The organism is Streptomyces sp. P9-2 (genome assembly GCF_051903975.1).
In the GTDB taxonomy this organism is placed as follows: Bacteria; Actinomycetota; Actinomycetes; order Streptomycetales; family Streptomycetaceae; genus Streptomyces; species Streptomyces cellulosae.
Map to the genome: position 1 here is coordinate 1,422,024 of NZ_CP192633.1, position 25,601 is coordinate 1,447,624.

The window sequence follows — 25,601 nt, forward strand, 5'->3', positions numbered from 1 at the left end:
TCAGGCCGTGACGGTCACAACGTCCGCAGCAGCACCGCCGGTTGTTCCACGCAGTCGGCCACGTACCGCAGGAACCCGCCCGCCGTGCCGCCGTCGCACACCCGGTGGTCGAAGGTGAGCGAGAGCTGCACGACCTGCCGGACCGCCAGCTCGCCCTCGTGCACCCACGGTTTGGGGACGATGCGGCCGACGCCCAGCATGGCGGCCTCGGGGTGGTTGATGATCGGAGTGGACCCGTCGACGCCGAACACCCCGTAGTTGTTCAGGGTGAACGTGCCGCCGGTGAGCTGCGCGGGGGTCAGCGTGCCCTCGCGCGCCGCCTCGGTCAGCCGGGCGAACTCCGCCGTGAGCGACTCCGCGTCCCGCGTGTGCGCGTCGCGGACCACGGGGACGACCAGCCCCCGCTCGGTCTGCGCCGCGAACCCGAGGTGCACGTCCGCGTACCGGACGATCTCCCTGGCCTCGGTGTCCACCGAGGAGTTGAGCTCCGGGAAGCGGGCGAGCGCGGCCGTGCAGATCCGGGCCAGCAGCGCCAGCACGGAGATCTTGGGCCCGCCCGCCGCGTTCATCGCGGCCCTGGTCCGCATCAGCTCCGTCGCGTCGGCGTCCACCCAGCAGGTCGCGTCCGGTATCTCGGCGCGGCTGCGGGAGAGCTTGTCGGCGACGGCGCCCCGGATGCCCTTGAGGGGGACGCGGGTGACCGAGGCGGTGCTCGCGGAAGGGGCGGCGGCAGCCGGGGCGGCGGCGGGTTCCGTCGTGTCCGTGCGGTCCTGGGCGCCGGCGGCCCGCAGCGCGTGCTCCACGTCCCTGCGCAGGATCAGTCCGTCGGGGCCGGAACCGGTCAGCTTCCGCAGGTCCAGGCCGTTCTGCCGGGCCAGCCTGCGCACCAGCGGGGAGATCACCGGGACCGGACCGTCCTCCGGCGCCGGGCGTGCGGTCCGCGCGCTCGGGGCGGCCTGCGGGGTGTCCGCCGGCCGCGTCTCCCGCACCGGCTCCGGCGTCCTCGGCCGTCCGTTCACCGCGGGAGCGGCGGGGCGCACCCGGCGGCGCCGGGCCGGGGCCTCGGAGGTGCCGTAGCCGACCAGCACGTTGCCGGAGCCCTCGGCGGCCGGCTCCCGGCCGCTCGCGCGGCCGGCTCCCGCGGTGGCAGGGGTGCCCGCGTCACCGGCGGGGCGGCCGTCAGCCGTCTCGCCGACGGCGACCATCAGCAGCGGGGCGCCGACCGGCAGTTCGGTGCCCTCCGCGCCGAAGCGGGCGGTGACCACACCGCCGTAGGGGCAGGGCACCTCCACCATCGCCTTGGCCGTCTCGACCTCGACGACCGGCTGGTCCACGGCGACCACGTCGCCGACCTCGACCAGCCAGCGCACGATCTCCGCCTCGGTGAGCCCCTCACCGAGGTCGGGCAGCTTGAACTCCAGCACCTGTGCCATCAGCTCTCGGCCTCCCACTGCAGACGCCCCACGGCGTCCAGGATCCGGTCCACACCGGGCAGGTGGTGACGCTCCAGCATCGGCGGCGGGTACGGCAGGTCGAACCCGGCCACGCGCAGCACCGGCGCCTCCAGATGGTGGAAGCAGCGCTCCGTGATCCGGGCCGCGATCTCACCGCCCGGGCCGCCGAAGCCGCCCGACTCGTGGACGACGACCGCACGTCCGGTCCGCCGCACCGAGGCGCACACCGTCTCGTCGTCGAACGGCACCAGCGAGCGCAGGTCGACGACCTCCAGGTCCCAGCCCTCGGCCTGGGCGGCCTCGGCCGCCTCCATGCAGACGGGGAGGGACGGCCCGTAGGTGACGAGGGTCGCGCTCCGCCCGGTGCGCCGGACCACGGCACGGCCTATCGGCTCAACGGCCGCCGGCTGCTCCGGGTTCCAGGCGTCCTTGGACCAGTAGAGCCGCTTGGGCTCCAGGAAGACGACCGGGTCGTCGGAGGCGATGGAGGCCCGCAGCAGGCCGTAGGCGTCGGCGACGGTCGCGGGCGTGACGACATGGAGCCCCGGAGTCGCCATGTAGTACGCCTCGGACGCGTCGCTGTGGTGCTCGACACCGCCGATGCCGCCGCCGTAGGGGATGCGGATCGTCAGGGGGAGGGGCATCTTGCCGCGGGTGCGGTTGCGCATCTTCGCCACGTGCGAGACGAGCTGCTCGAACGCGGGATAGGCGAAGGCGTCGAACTGCATCTCCACGACCGGCCGCAGCCCGTACATGGCCATGCCGACGGCCGTGCCGAGGATGCCCGCCTCGGCCAGCGGGGTGTCCGTGCAGCGGTCCTCGCCGAACTCCTTGGCCAGGCCGTCCGTGATGCGGAAGACGCCGCCGAGCGTGCCGACGTCCTCGCCCATGACGTGCACGGACGGGTCGTCGGCCATGGCGTCGCGCAGCGCGCGCGTGAGGGCCTGCGCCATGGTGGCGGGCTTCACGGCGACGGTGGTCATGGCCGCTCTCCTTCCGACTCGGCCTCGGCCGCCAGCTCGGCCCGCAGCTGCTCCCGCTGCTCCAGCAGCTGGGGCGTGGGCTCCGCGTAGACGTGGGTGAACAGGTCCATGGGGTCGAGTTCCGCGTCCTGGTTCATCCGGGCGCGCAGATCGGCGGCCATGGTCTCGGCGTCCTGCTTGGCGGTCTCGGCACCGGCCTCGTCCAGCAGGCCGCGGCCGGTCAGCTCCCGCTCCAGCAGCGCGATGGGGTCGTGCTCCCGCCACGCCTCGACCTCGGCGTCGCCGCGGTAGCGGGTCGCGTCGTCGGCGTTGGTGTGGGCGTCCACGCGGTAGGTGATCGCCTCGACCAGGGTCGGGCCGCCGCCCGCGCGGGCACGGCGCACCGCGTCGGCGAGGACCTCGTGCACGGCGGCCGCGTCGTTGCCGTCGACCAGACGGCCGGGCATCCCGTATCCGACGGCCTTGTGGGCCAGCGACGGGGCCGCGGTCTGCCTGGCGAGCGGGACGGAGATCGCGAAGCCGTTGTTCTGGACGAGGAAGACGACCGGGGCCTGCCAGACGGCCGCGAAGTTCAGCGCCTCGTGGAAGTCGCCCTCGCTGGTGCCGCCGTCGCCCACCATGGCGAGCGCCACCACGTCGTCGCCCTTGAGGCGGGCCGCGTGGGCGAGACCCACGGCGTGCGGCAGCTGGGTGGCGAGCGGGGTGCTCAGCGGGGCCACCCGGTGCTCGTAGGGGTCGTAGCCGGTGTGCCAGTCGCCGCGCAGCAGGGTGAGCGCCTCGACCGGGTCCACGCCACGCGCGACGACCGCGAGGGTGTCGCGGTAGCTCGGGAACAGCCAGTCGCGCTCCTCGAGCACCAGGGCGGCGGCGACCTCGCACGCCTCCTGGCCCGTGCTGGAGGGGTACACCGCGAGACGGCCCTGCTTGGTGAGGGCGGTGGCCTGCGCGTTGTAACGGCGGCCCTTCACCAGCTCCGCGTACAGCCTGCGCAGCAGTTCCGGGTCCGCCTCGGCCGCCGCCTCCGTGCCGAGCACGCGGTACGGCTCCGCGTCGGGCAGCAGGGGGGCGGGGTCGGTACGGGGCTGCCAGGCGGGCGGCGGGGTCGGCCGGTAGGCCCCCCGCTGCTCCATGACCGTCATGACGGCACCTCCTCGTGGGACGGCTGACGGAGGCGCGGCGTCTGTGACGCGCCTCACCAACCGATTGTTCGGTCGCCGGCACATTTTGGCTACGGGTGGCGTCAGGCTGTGGACAAACGGTTCTCCACATCGTGGGATGGATGCAGGACGTCCACGGCTGAGAGGTGGGGGCGGGTGGCATCTGAACAAATGGCCGAGGGACAGGAAGGGACGGGGCCGCTGCCGCCGGCGCGGCCCCTCGACGCGATCGACCAGGACATCCTGCGCATGCTGCAGGCCGACGGCCGCGCGTCGATACGGTCGGTCGCCGAGCGCGTGCACGTGTCCCGCGCGAACGCCTACGCGCGGATCAACCGGCTCGTCGAGGACGGGGTCATCCGGGGCTTCGGCGCCCGCGTCGACCACGAACGCGCCGGTCACGGCACATCGGCGTACATCACGCTGAAGATCGTGCAGAACACCTGGCGCACGGTGCGCGAGCAACTCAGGCAGCTCCCCGGCGCCTCGCACATCGCCCTGGTGGGCGGGGACTTCGACGTCCTGCTGCTGGTGCACACGCCGGACAACCGGGCGCTGCGCGAGCTCGTCCTGACGCGACTTCAGGCCATTCCCGAGGTGCTCAGCACCCGCACGCTGCTGGTGTTCGAGGAGGAGGACCTGGAGCCGCAGTGGTGACCAGGAGCCGCAGAGGGCCCTCAGCTGTCCACTCCCCAGCGCCACACCAGTTCCCCGCCGACGGGTACGGCGGTCCAGCGCTTCGCGGCGGCGTCCAGCCGCGGCCCCGTCCTGGCCCGCGCTTCCGCGTCGAGCAGCGCGGGACCGACCCCGTGGCCCTCGGTGGGCTGGCCGCTCCAGGCCCGGTAGGCCCAGGCCACGCGCAGCTCGGCGTCCAGCACGGCGTCCCCGCCCCGGCGCAGCACCTTCATCCCGGACCGGCGGTGCCGGCCGGGGGTGACGATTTCGAAGCCCTGGAAGGTGGCGCCGCGCGCCGTCGCGCCCCAGAAGCCGTCGTCGATCCCGAGCGCGGTCTCCACCACCGCGTGCACCAGGTCGTGCGGCATCGACGGTCCGGCGGGCTGGGCGGGGAGCCGTACGTCCGGCCACTCGTCACGCCGTACCAGGATCCCGTGCTGGTCGTCCGGCAGCTTCCGGAAGGACATCTCCATCAGCGGCGAGAGTAGGCCTCCGGCCGCCCGCCGGTTTCCACCGGGGCGGCGGTCACCCGCGTCCGTCGCCCGCCTTGCGCAGTCCCCCGAAGGCGAGCTGCGCCACCGCGTCGGCCACCTCGCGCTCGTTCATGCCGCGTCCGTCCGGCCGGTACCACTCCACGATGGAGTTGATCATGCCGAAGACCAGCCGGGTCACCAGCCGCACCTCTATGTCCTCGCGCACGTCCCCGTCGGCCGCCGCGGCCTTCAGCAGCTCGGCCACCCGGTGGTCGAACTCCCGCCGCCGCTCCAGCGCCCACCGCTCGGTGTCCGTGTTGCCCCGCACGCGCAGCAGCAGCGTCACGTACGGCAGCTCCGCTATCAGCACCTCGACCATGCGCCGTACGACGTACTCCAGGCGCTCGACGGGACGCCCCACGCGCGCGTCCTCCTCGTCGAGGATCCCGAAGAGACCGTCGAGCGCCCGGCTCACCGCGCGGCGCAGCAGCTCCTCCTTGCCGGCCACGTGGTGGTAGATCGACGACTTGGAGATGCCGGCGGCCTTGGAGAGGTGCTCCATGGACGTGCCGTCGTAGCCGCGTTCGTTGAACACCTGGACCGCCACGTTCAGCAGCGTCTCCGGGGTGTAGGTGTCCCGCTTGGCGGTCGTCATGGGGTGTCCTCCCGCTGGTCGGTGGCGCACGCGTACCGGTGGAGCGCGAGGGACGGCGCGTACCTGCCGCACGGGTCCACCCCGTGCATCTCGTCCAGCAGGGCCCCGGCCCAGCCCCGGCCGAGGCGGCGGCTCCACTCGAACGGTCCGAGGGGGTAGTTCACACCGAGGCGCATCGCGGTGTCGACGTCCTCCTCGGTGGCGACGCCCTGGGCGACCGCCTCGACGGCGAGGTCGATGATCCGGGCCACCGTCCGCGCCACGATCATCCCGGGGACGTCCCCGATGACGCTCACCTTCTTGCCGAGCGCCTGGAACAGCCCGGTGGCCTGCGCGACGGTCTCCGCCGAGGTGTGCGCGGCGTGGGAGAGGGCGACGCGTGTGGCCCTGCGGTAGTCCAGCGCCAGGTCGAAGTGGACGACGTCGCCGAACTCCGCGGAGAGCTGCCCGTCGGCGAGGACGAGCTGGCCGCCGCTCGGCAGAACCAGGCGGGTGCCCTCGTCCTCCTCGGCCTCCCGGACCTCGATGCCCGCCTCGCGGATCAGGTCGAGCAGCTCCGCGGCGGGCCCCAGACCGCCCTCGGCGACGACGTAGGCGGGCGGCTCGGCGGGCTCGGCGGTGTGCGGCTCCGGGCGCTCGGCGCCCTCCCGGTGGTCGTACCAGCCGCGGCCCGTCTTACGGCCGAGGCGGCCGGACTCGACCAGCCGGCGCTGCGCCAGGGACGGCCGGAAGCGCACGTCCTGGAAGAACGCCTGCCACACCGAGTGCGTCACCGCCTCGTTGACGTCCTGCCCGATGAGGTCGGTCAGCTCGAAGGCGCCCATCCGGAAGCCGCCGGACTCGCGCAGCACCGCGTCGACGGTCGCCGGGTCCGCGGCCTGCGTCTCGTACACCGCGAAGGCCTCGGCGTAGAAGGGGCGCGCGACACGGTTGACGATGAAGCCGGGGGTGTCGGCGCAGGCGACGGGCGTCTTCCCCCAGGCGCGGGCGGTCTCGTACGCGCGCGTGGCGGCGCCGAAGTCGGTGGCGTAGCCGGAGACGACCTCGACGAGCGGCAGCAGCGGCGCCGGGTTGAAGAAGTGCAGGCCGACGAAACGGCCGGGCACGCGCAGCGCGCCGCCGATCGCGGTGACCGACAGGGACGAGGTGTTGGTGGCGAGGAGGCAGTCGTCGGCGACGACGTCCTCCAGCGCCCGGAACAGCTCCTGCTTGACGTCGAGGCGCTCCACGACCGCCTCGACGACGAGGGAGCAGCCGGCGAGCCCGGAGAGTTCGTCGACGGGAGTCAGCCGGGCACGCGCCGCGTCCCGCTCGTCCGCGGTGAGGCGCTCCTTCTCCACCAGCCGGTCGAGCCGGGAACCGATCGTGTCGGCGGCCTTGCGGGCCAGGCCCGGGGCGGCGTCGTAGAGCCGCACGGGATGGCCCGCGACCAGCGCGACCTGGGCGATTCCCTGCCCCATGGTGCCGGTGCCGACCACGGCCACGGGACTGCTGAGGTCGAGTGCTGTCATGTGCGCGATCCTCCCGCACGGTGTTTTCCACAGATGCGGCGGACCCCCTTGTCCCGACCGATCGTTCGGTTACTCTAACTCTGACCGCCCGTTCCTGACTACGTTTCCGCACAGGTCCTAGAGCTCGACGAAGAGTTCTCCAGACGAGGAGTTGGTCCCCCATGGCCGCCGAACTCACCGCGCACGAGCTGATCGCCCGCCACCGTCCCACCCTGGACCAGGCCCTGGAAGCGATCCGCACGCGCGCGTACTGGTCCCCGCACCCCGAGCACCCGAAGGCGTACGGGGAGAACGGCAGCCTGGACATGGCCGCGGGCAAGGCCGCCTTCGACGCCCTGCTCGGCAGCCGCATCGAGCTGGACCAGCCCGGGACGGACGGCTGGGTGGACGGCGAGACCTCCCCGTACGGCGTCGAACTGGGCGTCAGCTACCCGCACGCGGACCTGGACGTGCTGCTGCCGGCGATGAAGGCCGGGATGCGCGCCTGGCGTGACGCGGGCGCGGAGACCCGCGCGGTGGTCTGTCTGGAGATCCTCAAGCGGATCAGCGACCGGACCATGGAGTTCGCCCAGGCGGTCATGCACACCTCCGGCCAGGCGTTCATGATGGCCTTCCAGGCCGGCGGCCCGCACGCGCAGGACCGCGGCATGGAGGCCGCCGCCTACGCGTACGTGGAGCAGGTGCGCACGCCGGACACCGCGGAGTGGACCAAGCCGCAGGGCAAGCGGGACCCGCTCGCCCTCACCAAGCGGTTCGTCCCGGTGCCGCGCGGCATCGGCCTGGTCATCGGCTGCAACACCTTCCCGACGTGGAACGGCTACCCGGGCCTGTTCGCCTCCCTGGCCACGGGCAACGCGGTCCTGGTCAAGCCGCACCCGCGCGCGGTGCTGCCGCTCGCGCTCACCGTGCAGGTCGCCCGCCAGGTGCTCGCCGAGGCCGGCTTCGACCCGAACCTGGTGGCGCTGGCCGCCGAGCGGCCCGGCGAGGGCATCGCCAAGACGCTCGCCACGCGCCCGGAGATCCGGATCATCGACTACACGGGCTCGACGGAGTTCGGCGACTGGCTGGAGAGCAACGCGCGCCAGGCGCAGGTGTACACGGAGAAGGCCGGCGTCAACACGGTGATCGTCGAGTCCACCGACGACTACCAGGGGATGCTGTCCAACCTGGCGTTCTCCCTGTCCCTGTACAGCGGCCAGATGTGCACCACCCCGCAGAACCTGCTGGTCCCCCGCGACGGCATCACCACCGACCAGGGCCCGAAGTCCTTCGACGAGGTCGCCGCCGACCTGGCCAAGGCCGTCGACGGCCTGCTCGGCGACGACGCCCGGGCGAACGCCCTGCTGGGCGCGATCGTCAACCCGGACGTGAAGGCACGCCTGGAGGCCGCCGCCGGTCTCGGCGAGGTCGCGCTCGCCTCCCGTGAGATCACCAACCCGGAATTCCCGGGCGCGGTGGTGCGCACGCCGGTGATCGTGAAGCTGGACGGCTCCAAGCCGGACGCCGAGGCCGCCTATATGAGCGAGTGCTTCGGCCCGGTCTCCTTCCTGGTCGCCGTGGACTCGGCCGCCGACGCGACGGAGCTGCTGCGGCGCACGATCCGTGAGAAGGGCGCGATGACCGTCGGCGCGTACACGACCTCCCCGGAGGTCGAGGAGGCCGTGACGGAGGTCTGCCTGGAGGAGGCCGCGCAGCTCTCGCTGAACCTCACCGGCGGGGTCTACGTCAACCAGACGGCCGCCTTCTCCGACTTCCACGGCTCCGGCGGCAACCCGGCGGCCAACGCGGCCCTGTGCGACGGCGCCTTCGTCGCCAACCGCTTCCGGGTGGTCGAGGTGCGCAAGGATGCCTGAGCCTCCTCAGGCGGGTGCGCCCCCGGTGGCGCTCCAGTGGTACAGCGTCATGGCCACACTGGTCGCGAGGTTGTAACTGGAGACCTGGGGGCGCATCGGCAGCGCCACCAGATGGTCGGCCCGCGCCCGCAGCTCCGCCGAGAGCCCGGTGCGCTCGGAGCCGAAGGCGAGCAGCGCCTCGTCCGGCAGCTTCAGGGAGCGGATGTCCTCGCCCTCCGGGTCCAGCGCGAAGAGCGGCCCGGGCGGCAGCTCGTCCACGGTCAGGCGTTCCACGGCGGTGGCGAAGTGCAGCCCCGCGCCCCCGCGCACCACGGTGGGGTGCCAGGGGTCCAGCGTCCCGGTGGTGACCACGCCGGTCGCCCCGAAGCCGGCGGCCAGCCGGACCACGGCGCCCGCGTTGCCCAGGTTGCGCGGCTGGTCCAGGACCACCACGGGCGCGGTGCGCGGCGCGTACGCCAGCTTCGCCAGGTTGCCCGCGCGGTCCGGCCGTACGGCGAGCGCCGCGACGGCCGTGGGGTGCGGCCGCGGCACCAGCGAGGCGTACGTCGCGTGCGACACCTCCGCGAGCAGCTCCGCCAGCGCGTCCCGTACGTCCGCGGCCAGCTCGTCGGCGAGCGCAAGGGCGGCGGCCCGGTCGGCGGTGACCGCGACGAGCACCTCGGCCCCGAAGCGCACGGCGTGCTTGAGCGCGTGGAAGCCGTCGAGCAGCACGGCGTCCGGCGCGGCCCGGCGCCATACGGCCACCGGATCCACCTGGTTCTCCGGGTCCTCCGAGGTCGCGGCGGACGGGTCGTGGGCGGGGTCGGTCATGCCGAGCAGCCTACGTGCGCGGGCCGGGCACCTTGCCGGTCACCGGAGCGGCCTCCGCCGGACCCACGGCGGGCGGACCGCCGGGAGCACCGTCCGGGCGCCGCTGCTGCGGGACGGCAGCCGCAGTCCCGTGCCCGCCCGACCGCAGCCGCTCCCGCGCGCGTACGGCCAGGCGGCCGACACGGCGCAGGAAGGCCGTGGGGAGGAAGACCGCGTCGGCCGCGATCATCGCCAGGGAGAAGAAGGGCAGTCCGAGCACCACGGCGATCACCGCGTGCTCCAGGATCATGAAGGCCAGCAGGACGTTCTTGACCCGCCGGTTGAACAGCGTGAACGGGAAGGCGACCTGCACCACCACGGTCACATAGGTCACCAGCATCACCAGCGTGCCGCTCGCGGTGAACAGCTCCGCCAGAGACGGCCAGGGGGAGAAGTACTCGAGGTTCAGCGGGTAGTGGACCGCGGTGCCGTCCTGCCAGCGGGAGCCCTGGACCTTGTACCAGCCCGCCGTGGCGTAGATCAGACACGCCTCCGCCATGATCACGAGCAGCGCGCCGTTGTGCACGACGTTCGCGACCACGTCCAGCAGGACGCGCGGCTGGTCCGTCCTCGCCAGGCGCCCGACCAGCCACCACACGGCCTGCCCGAGCCACACCGCCCACAGCAGCGCGGGTATGAACCAGTCGCCGTCCGTCCGGCCCGACAGCGACCCCAGGAGCAGCACGAAGCCGAGGACCGCCCAGAGCGCGGGGCCCGCCCGGTCGGGCGTCCGTTCCCCACGCGCGCGTGCCTCCGCGGCCCGGCGCGCCCGCCGCGCGTCCAGCGACCAGACCCGGCCGCAGCGGGTGAAGACCAGGTAGACGGCCATGATGTGCACGACGTTGTCGCCGCCGTCGCCCATGAACACGCTGCGGTTCTGCAGGGTGAGGACGCCCACCATGAACAGCGCCGCCATGGTGCGGGTGCGCCAGCCGAGCAGCAGCAGAAGGCTGAACAGCACCGCCAGCGCGTAGACCGCCTCGAACCAGACCTGGCTGTCCGACCAGAGCAGCACGGTGAAGGCGTCGTTCTCCCCGACCAGCTGCGCGGCGAGGTCCCAGGACCAGGGGCCGGCGGGGCCGTAGAGCTCCTGCCGGTGGGGGTACTCCCGCAGCAGGAACAGCAGCCAGGTCAGGCCGAGGCCGATGCGCAGCACGGCGGTCTGGTACGGGCCGAGCGCGAAGTCGGTGACCCGGGCGATCGCCCGGGAGACCGCCAGCGACAGGCGGTTCATCCGATGCCTCCCCGGGTCTCGCCCTCCGGCAGCAGCCACCAGGGCAGCACCCGGTACACGGCCTTGTCCGACACCTTCTCGCCGCTCCACGAAGGCGGCGGCACCTGGGTGGTGCGCGAGCGCACCTGGACGCGCGCGACCTCGCCGTCCGCCCCCGCCGCGTCGGCCCGGTCCAGCCGCATCGCCATGATCCGCCGCAGATACGACTCGGACAGCGCCCCGCGCAGGCCCACCGGGCGGTTGTCGTCGTCGTGCGTGGAGACGTAGAAGTCCCAGGCGCGGCGCAGCTCGTTCTGCTGGGTGTGGCTGGGCGCCGGGTTGCCGTCGATGTCCCGGCCGTCCTGCGCCGAGAGGTCGTACCAGCCGGTGGTGCGGCTCGTTCCGTCCGGGGTGCGGATCTCTGCCCTGACCTGCACGGACACATTCTGCTGGAGCGGGTTCGGGGCGAACAGCTTCCAGTTCTGCTCGAACTCCGGGTAGATCCAGTCGGCGATCGTCTCGCTGTGCTTCTTGCTCACCGTGTTCGGCGGCGCCACATGCAGGAACGTCATGCCGAGGTGCACGCAGACCCCGACGGCGACGGCCGCGAGGGCGAGGGCGGCGCCGACCTGGTAGCGAAAGGAGAGGGCGGCGACGCCGGTGCGGGGGCCGTCGGAGGGGTCCGTCGGCGGCTCGGCCGTCCCCTCGGCTTCCGGTGACGGCTGCGGCTCCTCCGTCGCGGGAGGCTCGTCCGCCGGCACCACGGGCCCCGGCAGCGGGGCGCGCGGTCCCGGCACGCCCGGCTCCGCGGGCCCGTGCCGGGCGTCCGAGCCCTTGTCCTGCGCGTCCATTCCGCCCCGATCCCCGAGTCCCCGGTCCCTTGCCGCGTCCGCCCCGCCCTGAGGCCTCGCCGTGCGGGGCCACGACGGCTCCGCCGCGTCGCACGGAACGGTACTCAGCCCCGGCCGCCCGGACACAGTCCCGTCGGCGCTCCGTCCCGTGGCGGTCACCACATCCGGCCGGCCGACGGGCGCCGGCGGCCGGCACCGGCAGGTTATCCACAGCGGTTGACACCTCGCGGCCCCCGTCTCACCATGGAACCGCACGAACCGAACGATCGGTCGGGAGCGTGCTCCGGGAAGCACCAGGTCGAGGGGGACCCCATGGCGACAGCAGCCGCCCGCGATACGGCCGGCAGTCCGACGGCGTACGACGCGCCGGCGGGCCCCGGCGACACCGACGCCTTCCGGCGCGCCTTCGACGCGGCCGTGGCCGCCGACGAGCGGATCGAGCCGCGCGACTGGATGCCGGACGCCTACCGCGCCACGCTGGTGCGGCAGATCGCCCAGCACGCGCACTCCGAGATCATCGGCATGCAGCCGGAGGCCAACTGGATCACCCGCGCCCCCTCCCTGCGCCGCAAGGCCATCCTCATGGCGAAGGTCCAGGACGAGGCCGGACACGGGCTGTATCTGTACAGCGCGGCCGAGACCCTCGGCGTGAGCCGCGACGAGCTGCTCGACAAGCTGCACGCCGGCCGCCAGAAGTACTCCTCCATCTTCAACTACCCGACGCTGAACTGGGCCGACGTCGGCGCCATCGGCTGGCTGGTGGACGGCGCCGCGATCACCAACCAGGTGCCCCTGTGCCGCTGCTCCTACGGCCCGTACGCCCGCGCGATGGTCCGTATCTGCAAGGAGGAGTCCTTCCACCAGCGCCAGGGGTACGAGCTGCTGCTGGCCCTCAGCAAGGGCACCCCGGAGCAGCACGCGATGGCGCAGGACGCGGTGGACCGCTGGTGGTGGCCGTCGCTGATGATGTTCGGCCCGCCCGACGACGAGTCGCAGCACTCCGCGCAGTCGATGGCCTGGAAGATCAAGCGGCACTCCAACGACGAGCTGCGCCAGCGCTTCGTCGACATCTGCGTCCCGCAGGCGGAGTCCCTCGGCCTCACCCTCCCCGACCCGGACCTGCAGTGGAACGAGGAGCGCGGGCACTACGACTTCGGCGCCATCGACTGGTCGGAGTTCTGGGACGTGCTCAAGGGCAACGGCCCGTGCAACGAACAGCGCCTGTCCCGGCGCAGGCAGGCCCACGAGGACGGCGCCTGGGTCCGGGAGGCGGCAGCGGCCCACGCCGCCAAGCACAGCGACGACACGACGGGAGCGACGCGCGCATGACCCACACCGACTGGCCGCTGTGGGAGGTCTTCGTGCGCTCCCGCCGGGGCCTGTCCCACACCCACGCCGGCAGCCTGCACGCCCCGGACGCGGAGCTCGCCCTGCGCAACGCGCGCGATCTGTACACCCGCCGCGGCGAGGGCGTCTCCATCTGGGTCGTGCCGTCCTCCGCCGTCACGGCCTCCTCGCCCGACGAGAAGGACCCCTTCTTCGAGCCGTCCGCCGACAAGCCCTACCGGCACCCGACCTTCTACGAGATCCCCGAGGGGGTGCAGCACCTGTGACCACGACACCCGCCGCGGACACGGTCCCCACGGCCGCCGCGCTCGCCCTCGGCGACGACGCCCTGGTGCTCTCCCACCGCCTCGGCGAGTGGGCCGGGCACGCCCCCGTGCTGGAGGAGGAGGTCGCCCTCGCCAACATCGCGCTCGACCTGCTCGGCCAGGCCCGGGTGCTGCTGTCGATGGCCGGCGACGAGGACGAGCTGGCCTTCCTCCGCGAGGAGCGCGCCTTCCGCAACCTCCAGCTGGTGGAGCAGCCAGGCGGCGACTTCGCCCACACCATCGCCCGCCAGCTGTACTTCTCGGTCTACCAGCACCTTCTGCACGACCGCCTGGCCTCCGGCGACGGCCCCTTCGCCCCGCTGGCCGGCAAGGCCGTCAAGGAGGCCGCCTACCACCGCGACCACGCCGAGCAGTGGACCCTGCGCCTCGGCGACGGCACGGACGAGAGCCACGCGCGCATGCAGCGGGCCGTGGACGCGCTGTGGCGCTTCACCGGCGAGATGTTCCAGCCCGTCGAGGGGATCGACGGCGTCGACTGGCCCGCCCTGGAGCGCGACTGGCTGGGCGTGATCGAGGACGTGCTGGGCCGCGCCACGCTCACCGTGCCCGACGGCCCCCGCACGGGAGCCTGGAGGGCCGGCGCGGGCCGCCAGGGCCTGCACACCGAGCCGTTCGGCCGGATGCTCGCCGAGATGCAGCATCTGCACCGCAGCCACCCGGGGGCGACATGGTGACCACCACGCCCCTGGAGGAGCAACTGCTGGAGCTCGCCGGCTCGGTGCCCGACCCGGAGCTGCCCGTGCTGACCCTGCGCGAGCTGGGCGTGGTCCGCGCGGTGCGGGCGCACGGCACCGACAGCGTCGAGGTCGACCTCACCCCGACCTACACCGGCTGCCCGGCCGTCGAGGTGATGAGCCTCGACATAGAGCGCGTGCTGCGCGAGCACGGCGTCCGCGAGGTCACGGTGCGCACGGTCCTCGCCCCCGCCTGGTCGACCGACGACATCACCGACGAAGGCCGCCGCAAACTGCGGGAGTTCGGCATAGCCCCACCACGCACAGGCGCCTCCTCCGGGCCCGTGCGGGTCGAGCTGGGACCCACACGCAGCCGCGACGGCGACAGCGCCGACGGGACGCGGGAGCCCATCCTCTGCCCGCACTGCGGCTCCCCCGAGACCGAACTGCTCAGCCGCTTCTCCTCCACCGCGTGCAAGGCGCTGCGCCGCTGTCTGGCCTGCCGTGAACCGTTCGACCACTTCAAGGAGTTGTGATGGCCCGCTTCCACCGGCTCCGGGTGGCCGCGGTCGACCGGCTCACCGACGACTCCGTCGCGATCGCCCTCGCCGTTCCCCCGGAGCTCCGCGAGGAGTACCGCCACCTGCCCGGCCAGCACCTCACGCTGCGCCGCGTCGCCGACGGCGAGGAGATCCGCCGCACCTACTCGATCTGCTCCCCCGCCCCCGACGGCGAGGCGCCCGGCACCCTGCGGGTGGGCGTGCGGCTGGTGGAGGGCGGCGCGTTCTCCACGTACGCGCTGAAGGAGATCGGCCTCGGCGACGAGCTGGAGGTCATGACCCCCGCGGGCCGCTTCACTCTCCCCCCGGCCCCCGGGCTCTACGCGGCCGTGGTCGGGGGGAGCGGCATCACCCCGGTGCTGTCGATCGCCTCGACACTCCTGGCCCGTGAGCCGAAGGCCCGGTTCTGCCTGATACGCAGCGACCGGACGACCGCCTCGACGATGTTCCTGGAGGAGGTCGCCGACCTGAAGGACCGCTTCCCCGACCGGTTCCAGCTGGTGACGGCGCTCTCCCGGGAGGAGCAGCAGGCCGGGCTGCCGTCCGGACGGCTGGACCAGGAGCGGCTGGTCTCGCTGCTCCCGGCGCTGCTGCCGGTGGACCGGGTCGACGGCTGGTTCCTGTGCGGACCGTACGGACTGGTGGAGGGCGCCGAGCGGGCGCTGCGCGGGCTGGGCGTCTCCCGCTCCCGCATCCACCAGGAGATCTTCCACGTGGACTCCGGACCGTCCGCCTCCGCCGGCGCCTCGGCCGCCCCCGCGCACAGCACGGTGACGGCGCGGCTCGACGGACGCGGCGGCACCTGGCCCGTCCAGGCGGGCGAGTCCCTGCTGGACACGGTGCTGCGCAACCGCCCCGACGCGCCCTACGCCTGCAAAGGCGGCGTGTGCGGCACCTGCCGTGCGTTCCTGGTCTCCGGCGAGGTGCGCATGGACCGCAACTTCGCCCTGGAGTCGGAGGAGACGGAGGCGGGATACGTCCTGGCCTGCCAGTCGCACCCGGTCACGGAGAAGGTCGAGCTGGACTTCGACCGCTGAGACTCTGACACCTTGACGGCGCCGGTCCCGTCCCGCCGGGCGGGACCGGCTCGCAGGACACCTCCTGGGCGTCCCCGGACGTGCTGGGGGACCGTCAGAGCACGTGCCCCGGCTGTCCGTCGTCCGTGACGACGGGACGCCCCGCGGCCTCCCACACCTGCATACCGCCGTCCACGTTCACGGCGTCGATGCCCTGCTGGGCGAGGTACATGGTGACCTGGGCCGAGCGTCCGCCGGAGCGGCAGATCACATGGATCCGCCCGTCCTGCGGGGCGGCCTCGGTCAGCTCGCCGTAGCGGGCGACGAACTCGCTGATCGGGATGTGCAGCGCGCCTTCGGCGTGACCGGCCTTCCATTCGTCGTCCTCACGGACGTCCAGCAGGAAGTCGTCGTCCTTGAGGTCGCCGACCTGGACCGTGGGCACACCAGCTCCAAAACTCATGCCTCCGACGCTACCGGACCGGGCACGCCCACCGGCCGTCGTCCACGGGGCCGGCTCAGTCCTGCAGCGCCGCCAGCTCCGCCTCGCGCTCGGCCACCTGGGCCCGCAGCTGCGCGGCGATGTCCTCCAGCAGCCCGTCGGGGTCGTCGGGCGCCAGCCGCAGCATGGAGCCGATGGCGCTCTCCTCCAGGTTCCTGGCGAGCAGCGTGAGCAGTTCCTTGCGCTCGGAGAGCCACTCCAGGCGGGCGTAGAGCTCGTCCGCGGGGCTGGGGGTGAGCTTGAGCTCAGGTCCGGCGGCCCACTCCTCGGCGAGCTCGCGCAGCTCCTCCGCGCTGCCGCGGGCGTAGGCGGCGTTGACGCGGGTGATGAACTCCTCGCGGCGGGCGCGCTCCTTGTCCTCCTGCGCCAGGTCGGGGTGCGCCTTGCGGGCCAGCTCGCGGTAGAGCTTGCGGGCCTCCTCGCTGGGCCGCACCCGCTGCGGGGGACGCACCGGCTGGTCCGTGAGCATGGCGGTGGCCTCGGGGAACAGACCGTCCCCGTCCATCCAGCCGTTCATCAGCTCCTCGACACCGGGGATCGGCATCAGCCGGGCGCGCGCCTCGTCGGCCCTGCGCCGGTCCTCGGGGTCGTCGCTGCGGGCCGCCTTGATCTCGAGGATCCGGGCGTCCAGCTCCTCGAGGCGGGCGTACATGGGGCCCAGCTTCTGTTCGTGCAGCCGGGCGAAGTTCTCGACCTCGACGCGGAACGTCTCCACGGCGATCTCGAACTCGATCAGCGCCTTCTCCGCCGCCCGCACGGCCTGTTCCAGCCGCTCCTCGGGCCGCGTCGCGCCACCGCCGGCGGGCGTACGCTGCGCGCCGGCGCCTTCACCCTGCTCACCTTCCGAGGTCGTCACCCGGACAGCGTAGGCCACCTGCGGCGACGGCACGCCCTGTCACCGGGACCTGCGCCGTCGCCGGGCCGGGACGTCCCGTGACGGACCGGCCCAGGACCGGACCGGGACCGGCCCAAGACCGGCCCAAGACCGGCCCAGGAACGGCTCCGGACCGGCCCAGGACCGCCTCAGACCCCCATCTCCGCGGCGATCCGCCCCGCGCGCACCGCCGCCACCAGGTCCGCGTGGTCGGCCTCGGTGCGGTCGGCGTAGGAGACGGCGAACGCGGCGACCGCCTCGTCCAGCTCGTCGTTCTTGCCGCAGTACCCGGCGATCAGGCGGGGGTCGGCGCTGTGGCTGTGGGCGCGGGCCAGCAGGGCGCCGGTCATGCGGGCGTAGTCGTCGACCTGGTCGGCGGCCAGCGCGGCCGGGTCCACGCTGCCCTTGCGGTTGCGGAACTGGCGCACCTGGTACGGCCGCCCGTCGACGGTGGTCCAGCCGAGCAGGCTGTCGCTTATCACCTGCATCCGCTTCTGCCCCTCGACCACACGGCGGCCCTCGTGCTCCGGCGCGGGGGCGTCGAAGCCGGCGGCGGGGAGGTGCGGCACCAGCGCCGAGGGACGGGCCTCCTTGACCTGGAGGACGAGCGGCTCGCCCCGGTGGTCGAGAAGGAGCACGACGTAGGAGCGGGTGCCGACGCTGCCGGTGCCGACGACCCGGAACGCCACGTCGTGCACGGCGTAGCGGGCGAGGAGGGGGTGGCGGTCGGCCGGGAGCGTGGCGAGGTACTGCTCGAGGGAGGAGGCGACGGCGAAGGCCTCGGCGTCCGGGACGCGGCGCAGCACGGGCGGGGCGTCGACGAAGCGGCGTCCGCCGTCCTCGGTGCGCTCGGTGGACTTGGCGGCGAAGCGGCCGCTGGTGTTGGCGCGGGCCTTCTCGGCGACCCGCTCCAGGGTGCCGACGAGATCGTGCGCGTCGGTGTGGGAGACCAGCTCCTCGTCCGCGATGGCGTTCCACGCGTCCAGGGCGGGCAGCTTTGCCAGCAGGCGCATGGTGCGGCGGTAGGCGCCCACCGCGTCGTGGGCGGCCGCGCGGCAGACGTCCTCGTCCGCTCCGGCCTCCCGCCCGGCGAGCACCAGGGAGGCGGCGAGCCGCTTGAGGTCCCACTCCCACGGGCCGTGCACGGTCTCGTCGAAGTCGTTGAGGTCGATGACCAGGCCGCCGCGGGCGTCGCCGTAAAGGCCGAAGTTGGCCGCGTGGGCGTCGCCGCAGATCTGCGCGCCGATCCCGGTGACGGGCGTGCGGGCGAGGTCGTGGCCCATGAGGCCGGCGGAGCCGCGCAGGAAGGCGAACGGGGTGGCCGCCATCCGGCCGACACGGATCGGCGTCAGTTCGGGCAGCCGGCCGCGGCCGGACTCCTCGACGGCGGTCACGGCGCCGGGGCGGGACGCGTCCAGGTCGAGGGCGGCGTGGGCGCTCCGGGGGACCCGGGCGCGCAGCGCCTTGCCCTCCCGCTTGGGCGTCCCGGCAGCGGGCCGGCGGCCGAATCCCGGCACCCGCGGCAGCCGCGGTCCGCTCCCGGCGCCCTCGGCCCCGGGCACTCCGGCGTCCCCTTCGACCCCTCCGGCGTCGACCCCTCCGGCTCGGGCGTCGCTCATCACGACCGCCTCCCCCCATGCACATGTGTGCGGTGCACACCCGCCGACATCGATCGAGCAGACCGTACAACCGGCGGCCGCGCGGGCGGCAGCCCTGTGGACGACGCACAGCCTGTGGACAGTCGGGCGCGACGACAACACCCTCCGGTCGACCGCCCGTTCGACCACACCCTGCCCGGCCGACCCCGAACCGCACCCCGCCCCCGGTCCGTTACGACCGGAGTTCACCCCTCTTGCCGCCCCTGCACCGCCCCGGCGGCCGCAATTGGATCATGAGATGTTCCTCACACACGCACCCGCCGCCCCGTGATCCCGGACACGCGAAACGGGCGGCATCCGATGGATGCCGCCCGTTTCGACGGTGTGCGCGAGGGGGGAGTTGAACCCCCACGCCCTTTCGGGCACTGGAACCTGAATCCAGCGCGTCTGCCTATTCCGCCACCCGCGCATTGGGTGTGTCTTCCGGTCCTTGCCCCGTGGGGCCTGGCGCCTTCCGACATCGAGAACATTAGCACGCTGGCCGGGGTGGATTCACATCCCTTCTCCGGGGACCGCCTCCGACCGGCGGCGACGCCGCCACGGCCCCCCACGAGGCGTCCCGTTCACATCTGCCCATGGCCCCCGCTCGCCGGCCGGGACGGCATCCGCCCTGGCCCGCCGCCGTTCACAGCGGCGACCCGCACGCTCGTTCTGTCGCGGCCATGACCGCTCCACGTATCAACCTCGTACCGGTGGCGTCCGTCTCCCCAGGAGGCGGACCGAGTCCGCCGCCGGGTGCGGGACACTGGTTTGTGGCCCCCTCTACGATCCATGGCAGAACGACGGGCACCACCACGGCCGGCGGAGTTCGAAGAGGAGCCTCGGAGGGAACTTCGTCAGGCGCCGACACCCGGCGGCCGGGCGGACAGGGGGAACCAGCCGATCGGGCGGCGCGTGGATACGATCAGTAAGCAGTACCAGGTAAGCGGTGCACGCAGGCGTGCACGGGGCAGTACACAGGACGGCAGCGACGGAGGAGGTGCCCCATGGGAGTCCTGAAGAAGTTCGAGCAGCGTCTCGAAGGTCTGGTCAACGGCACCTTCGCCAAGGTGTTCAAGTCCGAGGTCCAGCCCGTGGAGATCGCCGGTGCGCTCCAGCGGGAGTGCGACAACAACGCCACCATCTGGAACCGCGACCGAACCGTCGTGCCCAACGACTTCATCGTGGAACTGAGCACACCGGACTTCGAGCGGCTGAGCCCGTACTCCGGGCAGCTCGGCGACGAGCTCGCGGGCATGGTCCGCGACTACGCCAAGCAGCAGCGCTACACGTTCATGGGTCCGATCAAGGTGCACCTGGAGAAGGCCGAGGACCTCGACACCGGCCTGTACCGGGTACGCAGCCGCACGCTCGCCTCGTCCGCCAGCCAGGCGGCGGCGCCCGGCGCGGCCCCCGCGGCCCCGCCCGCCGGCCGTCCCGGAGGCTACGGCTACCCGCCGGCCGCCCCCGCGGGCGTCCCGCCCATGCCCGCCGCGCCTCCTCCCGGCCGCCCCAGCGGCTACGGCTACCCGCCGGCCGCGGCCCCCGGCCCCGTGCCCGGCGGACGCACCCGCTACTGGATCGAGATCAACGGCACCCGCCACCAGATCTCCCGCCCCACCCTGGTGATGGGCCGCAGCACCGAGGCCGACGTGCGGATCGACGATCCCGGCGTCTCCCGCCGGCACTGCGAGATCCGGACCGGAACGCCCTCGACGATCCAGGATCTCGGCTCCACCAACGGCATCGTGGTGGACGGACAGCACACCACCCGCGCTACGCTCCGCGACGGCTCGCGGATCGTCGTGGGCAGCACCACCGTTATCTATAGGCAAGCCGAAGGGTGAAGCGGGGGCAATGTCAGAGCTGACCCTCACGGTCATGCGGCTGGGTTTCCTGGCCGTTCTGTGGCTGTTCGTGATCGTGGCCGTGCAGGTCATCCGGAGTGACCTGTTCGGCACTCGCGTCACCCAGCGCGGATCCCGGCGCGAGGCCGGCCGGCAGCAGGCGGCCCGCCAGGCGCCGCCGCAGCAGCGCCAGCAGTCCGGCGGCCGCCGCGGCCGCAACACCCCCACCAAGCTGGTCGTGACCGAGGGCACCCTGACCGGGACCACCGTCGCGCTCCAGGGCCAGACCATCACCCTGGGCCGGGCGCACGACAGCACGATCGTGCTGGACGACGACTACGCCTCCAGCCGCCATGCCAGGATCTACCCGGACCGCGACGGTCAGTGGATCGTCGAGGACCTGGGCTCCACCAACGGCACCTACCTGGACCGGACCCGGCTGACGACCCCCACACCGATTTCGCCGGGCGCACCGATCCGCATCGGCAAGACCGTCATCGAGCTGCGGAAGTAGTACGAGAATGAGCGAGCGGAGCGAGCACGCAGTGGGGGTCCTCACCCAGGGTCCCGGCGCGCTCCCGACCGGAGGGTGGGCAGTGTGGCTCGACACGACCGGCTGTACCCGGAGCCGACGGGCGAGGTGCGCATGAGTCTGTCCCTGCGCTTCGCCGCCGGATCGCACAAGGGCATGATCCGGGAGGGCAACGAGGACTCCGGTTACGCCGGTCCCCGCCTGCTCGCCATCGCCGACGGCATGGGCGGCGCCGCCGCCGGTGAGGTCGCCTCCTCCGAGGCGATCTCCACCATCGTCGCCCTCGACGACGACGTGCCCGGCTCCGACCTGCTCACCTCCCTCGGCACGGCCGTCCAGCGGGCCAACGACCAGCTGCGCATGATGGTCGAGGAGGACCCCCAGCTCGAGGGCATGGGCACCACCCTGACCGCGCTGCTGTGGACCGGCCAGCGCCTCGGCATGGTGCACGTCGGCGACTCCCGCGCCTACCTCCTGCGCGACGGCGTCCTCACCCAGATCACCCAGGACCACACCTGGGTGCAGCGTCTGGTGGACGAGGGCCGGATCACCGAGGAGGAGGCCACCACCCACCCGCAGCGCTCCCTGCTGATGCGGGCCCTGGGCAGCGGCGAGCACGTCGAACCCGACCTCTCCATCCGCGAGGTCCGGGCCGGCGACCGCTACCTGATCTGCTCCGACGGCCTGTCCGGCGTGGTCTCCCACCAGACCCTCGAGGAGGCCCTGGCCAGCTACCAGGGCCCCGAGGAGACGGTCCAGAACCTGATCGAGCTGGCGCTGCGCGGCGGAGGGCCCGACAACATCACCGTGATCGTCGCCGACGTGCTCGACCTGGACACCGGGGACACCCTGGCCGGTCAGCTGTCCGACACCCCGGTCGTGGTCGGCGCCGTCGCGGAGAACCAGAACCAGCTGCACGACAACGGCATCATGCAGACGCCCGCGGGCCGTGCCTCCGGCCTCGGGCGGCGGCGCGGCGGGGGCGGCGAGTTCGGCCCGCCCGGCAGCGGCGACGTCACCGGTTTCATCCAGACCGACGGCTTCGGCTACGGCGACGACGACTTCGTCAAGCCCGCCAAGAACCGCCGGTGGATCAAGAGGTCCGTGTACAGCCTGCTCACGCTGGCCGTCATCGGCGCCGGCATGTACGGCGGATGGCGCTGGACGCAGACGCAGTACTACGTCGGCGCCAAGGGCGAGCACGTCGCGCTGTACCGGGGCATCAACCAGGATCTGGCCTGGGTGTCCCTCTCGAAGGTCGAGAAGGACCACCCCGAGATCGAACTCAAGTACCTGCCGCCCTACCAGCGCAAGCAGGTCGAGGCGACCATCGTCGAGGGCGATCTCTACGGCGCGCGGGAGAAGATCGAGGAACTGGCCGTCCAGGCCTCCGCGTGCAAGAAGCAGGCCGAGCGGCGCGCCGCCGACACCGAGAAGAGCGCACGCACCGGCGAGGGCCAGGCCGGAGGCACCACGGGAACCACTCCCGCCTCCTTCGCGTCCAAGGCGTCGCCGTCGCCGAACCCTTCCGGCTCGGCGAAGGACCCTGACCCGGAGCAGTCCACGACCCCGTCCACGACCGCACCCACTACCAGCCCCGGCCCCAGCCTCTCGGAGGAAGAGCAGAAGGTCGTCTCGCTGTGCGGTAAGCAGTAGGCAAGCCGTGAGAGGCCCTGTCACACGATGAGCAGTACTTCCAACCCGTCGACGCAGCACACGTCCACGATCGGTGCCATCGGCGCGCCCAGCCGCCGCAACACCGAGCTGGCGCTGCTGGTGTTCGCCGTCGTCATCCCGGTCTTCGCCTACGCCAACGTGGGTCTCGCCCTCGACGACCAGGTGCCCGCCGGGCTGCTGAGCTACGGCCTGGGCCTCGGTCTGATGGCGGGCCTCGGCCACCTCGCCGTGCGCAAGTTCGCGCCGTACGCGGACCCGCTGCTGCTGCCGCTCGCCACGCTGCTCAACGGCCTGGGACTGGTCGCCATCTGGCGTCTGGACCAGTCCGAGCGCCTCCAGGCGAGCCGGACCTTCGTGGAGGCGGCGCCGCGCCAGCTGATGTACTCGGCGATCGGCGTGGCCTTCTTCGTGGCCGTGCTGTTCTTCCTCAAGGACCACCGCGTCCTGCAGCGCTACACCTACATCTCCATGGCCGGTGCGCTGGTGCTGCTGCTCCTGCCGCTGGTCCCGGGCATCGGCCACAACGTCTTCGGCGCGCGGATCTGGATCAAGATCCCGGGTCTCGGCACGCTGCAGCCCGGCGAGTTCGCCAAGATCGTCCTCGCGGTGTTCTTCGCGGGCTACCTGATGGTGAAGCGCGACGCCCTGGCGCTCGCCAGCCGCCGCTTCATGGGCCTCTACCTGCCCCGCGGCCGTGACCTCGGCCCGATCATCGTGGTCTGGATCATCTCGATCCTGATCCTGGTCTTCGAGACCGACCTCGGTACCTCGCTGCTGTTCTTCGGCATGTTCGTGATCATGCTGTACGTCGCCACCGAGCGGACCAGCTGGATCGTGTTCGGCCTGCTGATGTCCGCGGTCGGCGCCGTCGGCGTGGCCAGCTTCGAGCCGCACATCCAGACGCGTGTGCAGGCATGGCTGAACCCGGAGCGCGAGTTCGACCTCAGCCGCGCCGGCGTCCAGGACGGCATCGTCCACTCCGAGCAGGCCATGCAGGCACTGTGGGCCTTCGGCTCCGGCGGCACGCTCGGCTCCGGCTGGGGACAGGGACACTCCGACCTGATCGGCTTCGCCGCCAACTCCGACTTCATCCTCGCCACCTTCGGCGAGGAGCTGGGCCTGGCCGGCGTCATGGCGCTGCTGCTGCTCTACGCGCTGATCGTGGAGCGGGGCGTGCGCACCGCCCTCGCCGCCCGCGACCCGTTCGGCAAGCTGCTCGCCATCGGCCTCTCCGGCGCCTTCGCGCTCCAGGTCTTCGTGGTGGCCGGCGGCGTCATGGGCCTCATCCCGCTGACCGGTATGACGATGCCCTTCCTGGCCTACGGAGGTTCCTCCGTGATCGCCAACTGGGCCCTGATCGGCATCCTGCTCAGGATCAGCGACACCGCCCGCCGTCCGGCGCCCGCGCCCGTGTCCAACCCCGACGCCGAGATGACCCAGGTGGTCCGCCCGTGAACAAGCCCCTGCGCCGGGTCGCCATCTTCTGCGGCCTGCTCATGCTCGCCCTGCTCGTCAGGAACAACTGGATCCAGTACGCCCAGGCCGACAAGCTGCGGACGGACGAGAAGAACCGCCGCGTGGCCATCGAGCGCTACGCCTCCCCACGCGGCGACATCATCGTCGACGGCGAGCCCATCACCGGCCACAAGGCGACCGGAGGCGACTTCGCGTACAAGCGGACGTACAAGGACGGCGCCATGTGGGCGCCGGTCACCGGCTACGTCTCCCAGGCCTTCGGCGCCAACCAGCTGGAGTCCATCGAGGACGGCATCCTCACCGGCAACGACGACCGGCTGTTCTTCCGCAACACGCTCGACATGCTGACCGGCAAGAACAAGCAGGGCGGCAACGTCGTCACCACGCTGAGCAGCGCCGCCCAGAAGGCCGCCTACAACGGCCTGAAGAAGCAGGGCGGCAAGGGTTCCGTCGTCGCTCTCGAGCCGTCCACCGGCAAGATCCTCGCACTGGCCTCGTACCCGTCGTACGACCCGTCCACGATCGCGGGCAACAGCCTGGAGACGGACGCCAAGGCGTGGGAGAAGCTGCAGAAGAAGAACAACCCGGACGACCCGATGCTGAACCGGGCGCTCCGTGAGGTGTACCCGCCCGGCTCGACCTTCAAGGTCGTCACGGCGGCCGCCGCGCTGGAGCACGGCATGGTCGAGGACGCGGACCAGAAGACCGACACCCCGCTGCCCTACATCATGAAGGGCACCACGACCGAGCTGAAGAACGACGGCGACCTGCCCTGCAAGGACGCCAGCCTCCGCGAGGCGCTCCGCGTGTCCTGCAACACCGTCTTCGGCAAGCTCGGCACCGACCTCGGCAACGACAAGATGCTGGAGACGGCCGAGAAGTTCGGCTTCGGCCAGGAGCACTTCACGCCGGTCCGCACCAGCGCCTCCTTGTTCGACAAGGACATGGAGCCGTCGCAGGTCGCGCTGTCCTCCATCGGCCAGTACAACACCGCGGCCACCCCGCTCCAGATGGCCATGGTCGCCGCCGCCGTCGCCAACAACGGCACGCTGATGAAGCCGTACATGGTCGACGAGCTGCAGACCCCGAGCCTGGACACCGTCGAGAAGACGGACCCGGAGAAGCTGAGCGAGCCGCTCTCGCCGGAGAACGCGCAGATCCTCCAGTCGATGATGGAGACCGTCGTCAACGACGGCACCGGTGGCAACGCCAAGATCGACGGTGTCACGGTCGGCGGCAAGACCGGTACCGCCCAGCACGGCGAGAACAACAGCAAGAACCCCTACGCCTGGTTCATCTCCTACGCCAAGACCGGCGACGGCGGCGCGCCCGTCGCCGTGGCCGTCGTCATCGAGGACGAGAACGCGGTGCGAGGTGACATCTCCGGTGGCGGTCTCGCGGCGCCGATCGCGAAGAGCGTGATGGAGGCGGTCCTCAAGAGCAAGCAGTGACCCCGGTC

Annotated in this window: 24 protein-coding genes and 1 tRNA gene; 12 read left to right on the forward strand and 13 right to left on the reverse strand. The window is 72.5% G+C overall.

Annotated elements, in window-relative coordinates; all coding sequences use genetic code 11:
* Nucleotides 1–14: 14 nt before the first annotated feature.
* Genes ACQY0Z_RS06680 through pdhA form a run of 3 tightly spaced genes read right to left on the reverse strand, consistent with a single transcriptional unit; the run spans nucleotide 15 to nucleotide 3,576 of the window.
* Nucleotides 15–1,433 (reverse strand): dihydrolipoamide acetyltransferase family protein, encoded by a 1,419-nt coding sequence (locus ACQY0Z_RS06680; protein WP_439811962.1) that lies wholly within the window; start codon nucleotides 1,431–1,433, stop codon nucleotides 15–17.
* Nucleotides 1,433–2,437, reverse strand: coding sequence for an alpha-ketoacid dehydrogenase subunit beta (locus tag ACQY0Z_RS06685; RefSeq protein ID WP_189897010.1), 1,005 nt, complete (start codon nucleotides 2,435–2,437; stop codon nucleotides 1,433–1,435). The genes ACQY0Z_RS06680 and ACQY0Z_RS06685 overlap by 1 nt, the downstream gene beginning before the upstream one ends.
* Nucleotides 2,434–3,576 (reverse strand): pyruvate dehydrogenase (acetyl-transferring) E1 component subunit alpha, encoded by a 1,143-nt coding sequence (gene pdhA, locus ACQY0Z_RS06690; protein ID WP_439811963.1) that lies wholly within the window; start codon nucleotides 3,574–3,576, stop codon nucleotides 2,434–2,436. Before pdhA ends, ACQY0Z_RS06685 begins: the two co-directional genes overlap by 4 nt.
* Nucleotides 3,577–3,765: 189 nt before the next feature.
* Here pdhA and ACQY0Z_RS06695 point away from each other — a divergent pair, with 189 nt between their 5' ends.
* Nucleotides 3,766–4,251 carry an Lrp/AsnC family transcriptional regulator gene (locus ACQY0Z_RS06695; RefSeq protein ID WP_019525931.1) on the forward strand — a complete coding sequence of 162 codons (486 nt, stop codon included), beginning with the start codon at nucleotides 3,766–3,768 and terminating at the stop codon, nucleotides 4,249–4,251.
* A gap of 20 nt (nucleotides 4,252–4,271) precedes the next feature.
* On the opposite strand, the gene ACQY0Z_RS06700 is transcribed toward ACQY0Z_RS06695, so the two are convergent.
* The 3 genes from ACQY0Z_RS06700 to ACQY0Z_RS06710 are packed head-to-tail and all read right to left on the reverse strand — an operon-like array spanning nucleotide 4,272 to nucleotide 6,908.
* Entirely contained in the window at nucleotides 4,272–4,742 is a 471-nt protein-coding gene (locus ACQY0Z_RS06700; RefSeq protein WP_439811964.1) for a hypothetical protein, read from the reverse strand.
* Nucleotides 4,743–4,794: 52 nt separating this feature from the next.
* Entirely contained in the window at nucleotides 4,795–5,397 is a 603-nt protein-coding gene (locus ACQY0Z_RS06705) for a TetR/AcrR family transcriptional regulator (RefSeq protein WP_189897015.1), read from the reverse strand.
* Entirely contained in the window at nucleotides 5,394–6,908 is a 1,515-nt protein-coding gene (locus ACQY0Z_RS06710; protein WP_439811965.1) for a 3-hydroxyacyl-CoA dehydrogenase, read from the reverse strand. The genes ACQY0Z_RS06705 and ACQY0Z_RS06710 overlap by 4 nt, the downstream gene beginning before the upstream one ends.
* Nucleotides 6,909–7,069: 161 nt before the next feature.
* On the opposite strand from ACQY0Z_RS06710, the gene paaN reads away from it, so the two are divergent.
* Nucleotides 7,070–8,761 carry a phenylacetic acid degradation protein PaaN gene (paaN, locus tag ACQY0Z_RS06715; RefSeq protein WP_439811966.1) on the forward strand — a complete coding sequence of 564 codons (1,692 nt, stop codon included), beginning with the start codon at nucleotides 7,070–7,072 and terminating at the stop codon, nucleotides 8,759–8,761.
* A gap of 6 nt (nucleotides 8,762–8,767) precedes the next feature.
* On the opposite strand, the gene ACQY0Z_RS06720 is transcribed toward paaN, so the two are convergent.
* From ACQY0Z_RS06720 to ACQY0Z_RS06730, 3 genes are read right to left on the reverse strand one after another with little or no spacing between them, the layout of a single operon-like run.
* The gene (locus tag ACQY0Z_RS06720; protein ID WP_439811967.1) at nucleotides 8,768–9,571 is read right to left on the reverse strand and encodes a TrmH family RNA methyltransferase; all 804 of its coding nucleotides are present in this window, start codon (nucleotides 9,569–9,571) and stop codon (nucleotides 8,768–8,770) included.
* A 10-nt stretch (nucleotides 9,572–9,581) separates the two neighbouring features.
* Nucleotides 9,582–10,844 carry an HTTM domain-containing protein gene (locus ACQY0Z_RS06725; protein WP_439811968.1) on the reverse strand — a complete coding sequence of 421 codons (1,263 nt, stop codon included), beginning with the start codon at nucleotides 10,842–10,844 and terminating at the stop codon, nucleotides 9,582–9,584.
* A complete protein-coding gene (locus ACQY0Z_RS06730; RefSeq protein WP_254585198.1) occupies nucleotides 10,841–11,674 on the reverse strand; it encodes a DUF5819 family protein in 834 nt (277 codons plus the stop codon). The genes ACQY0Z_RS06725 and ACQY0Z_RS06730 overlap by 4 nt, the downstream gene beginning before the upstream one ends.
* Before the next feature lie 312 nt (nucleotides 11,675–11,986).
* On the opposite strand from ACQY0Z_RS06730, the gene paaA reads away from it, so the two are divergent.
* Genes paaA through paaE form a run of 5 tightly spaced genes read left to right on the forward strand, consistent with a single transcriptional unit; the run spans nucleotide 11,987 to nucleotide 15,618 of the window.
* Nucleotides 11,987–13,003 carry a 1,2-phenylacetyl-CoA epoxidase subunit PaaA gene (gene paaA / locus ACQY0Z_RS06735; protein ID WP_439811969.1) on the forward strand — a complete coding sequence of 339 codons (1,017 nt, stop codon included), beginning with the start codon at nucleotides 11,987–11,989 and terminating at the stop codon, nucleotides 13,001–13,003.
* Nucleotides 13,000–13,287 carry a 1,2-phenylacetyl-CoA epoxidase subunit PaaB gene (gene paaB, locus ACQY0Z_RS06740; protein WP_028960834.1) on the forward strand — a complete coding sequence of 96 codons (288 nt, stop codon included), beginning with the start codon at nucleotides 13,000–13,002 and terminating at the stop codon, nucleotides 13,285–13,287. Before paaA ends, paaB begins: the two co-directional genes overlap by 4 nt.
* Nucleotides 13,284–14,021, forward strand: a complete 738-nt coding sequence (paaC, locus tag ACQY0Z_RS06745) for a 1,2-phenylacetyl-CoA epoxidase subunit PaaC (RefSeq protein WP_019526616.1) — start codon at nucleotides 13,284–13,286, stop codon at nucleotides 14,019–14,021. Before paaB ends, paaC begins: the two co-directional genes overlap by 4 nt.
* Nucleotides 14,015–14,557, forward strand: coding sequence for a 1,2-phenylacetyl-CoA epoxidase subunit PaaD (gene paaD, locus ACQY0Z_RS06750; protein WP_189897028.1), 543 nt, complete (start codon nucleotides 14,015–14,017; stop codon nucleotides 14,555–14,557). The genes paaC and paaD overlap by 7 nt, the downstream gene beginning before the upstream one ends.
* Nucleotides 14,557–15,618 carry a 1,2-phenylacetyl-CoA epoxidase subunit PaaE gene (gene paaE, locus ACQY0Z_RS06755; protein ID WP_439811970.1) on the forward strand — a complete coding sequence of 354 codons (1,062 nt, stop codon included), beginning with the start codon at nucleotides 14,557–14,559 and terminating at the stop codon, nucleotides 15,616–15,618. Before paaD ends, paaE begins: the two co-directional genes overlap by 1 nt.
* A 94-nt stretch (nucleotides 15,619–15,712) precedes the next feature.
* Here the strand turns inward: paaE and ACQY0Z_RS06760 are convergent, their stop codons facing one another.
* The 4 genes from ACQY0Z_RS06760 to ACQY0Z_RS06775 form a co-directional block, all read right to left on the reverse strand.
* The gene (locus ACQY0Z_RS06760) at nucleotides 15,713–16,042 is read right to left on the reverse strand and encodes a rhodanese-like domain-containing protein (RefSeq protein ID WP_189897344.1); all 330 of its coding nucleotides are present in this window, start codon (nucleotides 16,040–16,042) and stop codon (nucleotides 15,713–15,715) included.
* A 73-nt stretch (nucleotides 16,043–16,115) separates the two neighbouring features.
* Nucleotides 16,116–16,955, reverse strand: coding sequence for a J domain-containing protein (locus tag ACQY0Z_RS06765; RefSeq protein WP_189897031.1), 840 nt, complete (start codon nucleotides 16,953–16,955; stop codon nucleotides 16,116–16,118).
* Nucleotides 16,956–17,122: 167 nt separating this feature from the next.
* A complete protein-coding gene (locus tag ACQY0Z_RS06770; RefSeq protein WP_439811971.1) occupies nucleotides 17,123–18,592 on the reverse strand; it encodes a DUF2252 domain-containing protein in 1,470 nt (489 codons plus the stop codon).
* A 364-nt stretch (nucleotides 18,593–18,956) separates the two neighbouring features.
* Nucleotides 18,957–19,040: transfer RNA gene (locus ACQY0Z_RS06775), tRNA-Leu, on the reverse strand.
* 577 nt (nucleotides 19,041–19,617) lie between these two features.
* Between ACQY0Z_RS06775 and ACQY0Z_RS06780 the strand changes: the two genes are divergently transcribed.
* The 5 genes from ACQY0Z_RS06780 to ACQY0Z_RS06800 all read left to right on the forward strand — a co-directional run bounded on the left by ACQY0Z_RS06780 (nucleotide 19,618) and on the right by ACQY0Z_RS06800 (nucleotide 25,593).
* On the forward strand, nucleotides 19,618–20,457 hold the full coding sequence (locus ACQY0Z_RS06780) for an FhaA domain-containing protein (RefSeq protein ID WP_381725819.1): 840 nt from the start codon (nucleotides 19,618–19,620) through the stop codon (nucleotides 20,455–20,457).
* A gap of 10 nt (nucleotides 20,458–20,467) precedes the next feature.
* Entirely contained in the window at nucleotides 20,468–20,971 is a 504-nt protein-coding gene (locus tag ACQY0Z_RS06785; RefSeq protein ID WP_189897037.1) for an FHA domain-containing protein FhaB/FipA, read from the forward strand.
* 132 nt (nucleotides 20,972–21,103) lie between these two features.
* Entirely contained in the window at nucleotides 21,104–22,645 is a 1,542-nt protein-coding gene (locus ACQY0Z_RS06790; RefSeq protein WP_254585219.1) for a Stp1/IreP family PP2C-type Ser/Thr phosphatase, read from the forward strand.
* A gap of 27 nt (nucleotides 22,646–22,672) precedes the next feature.
* On the forward strand, nucleotides 22,673–24,121 hold the full coding sequence (locus ACQY0Z_RS06795) for an FtsW/RodA/SpoVE family cell cycle protein (RefSeq protein WP_189897038.1): 1,449 nt from the start codon (nucleotides 22,673–22,675) through the stop codon (nucleotides 24,119–24,121).
* Nucleotides 24,118–25,593, forward strand: a complete 1,476-nt coding sequence (locus ACQY0Z_RS06800; protein WP_189897040.1) for a peptidoglycan D,D-transpeptidase FtsI family protein — start codon at nucleotides 24,118–24,120, stop codon at nucleotides 25,591–25,593. The genes ACQY0Z_RS06795 and ACQY0Z_RS06800 overlap by 4 nt, the downstream gene beginning before the upstream one ends.
* Nucleotides 25,594–25,601 lie beyond the last annotated feature (8 nt).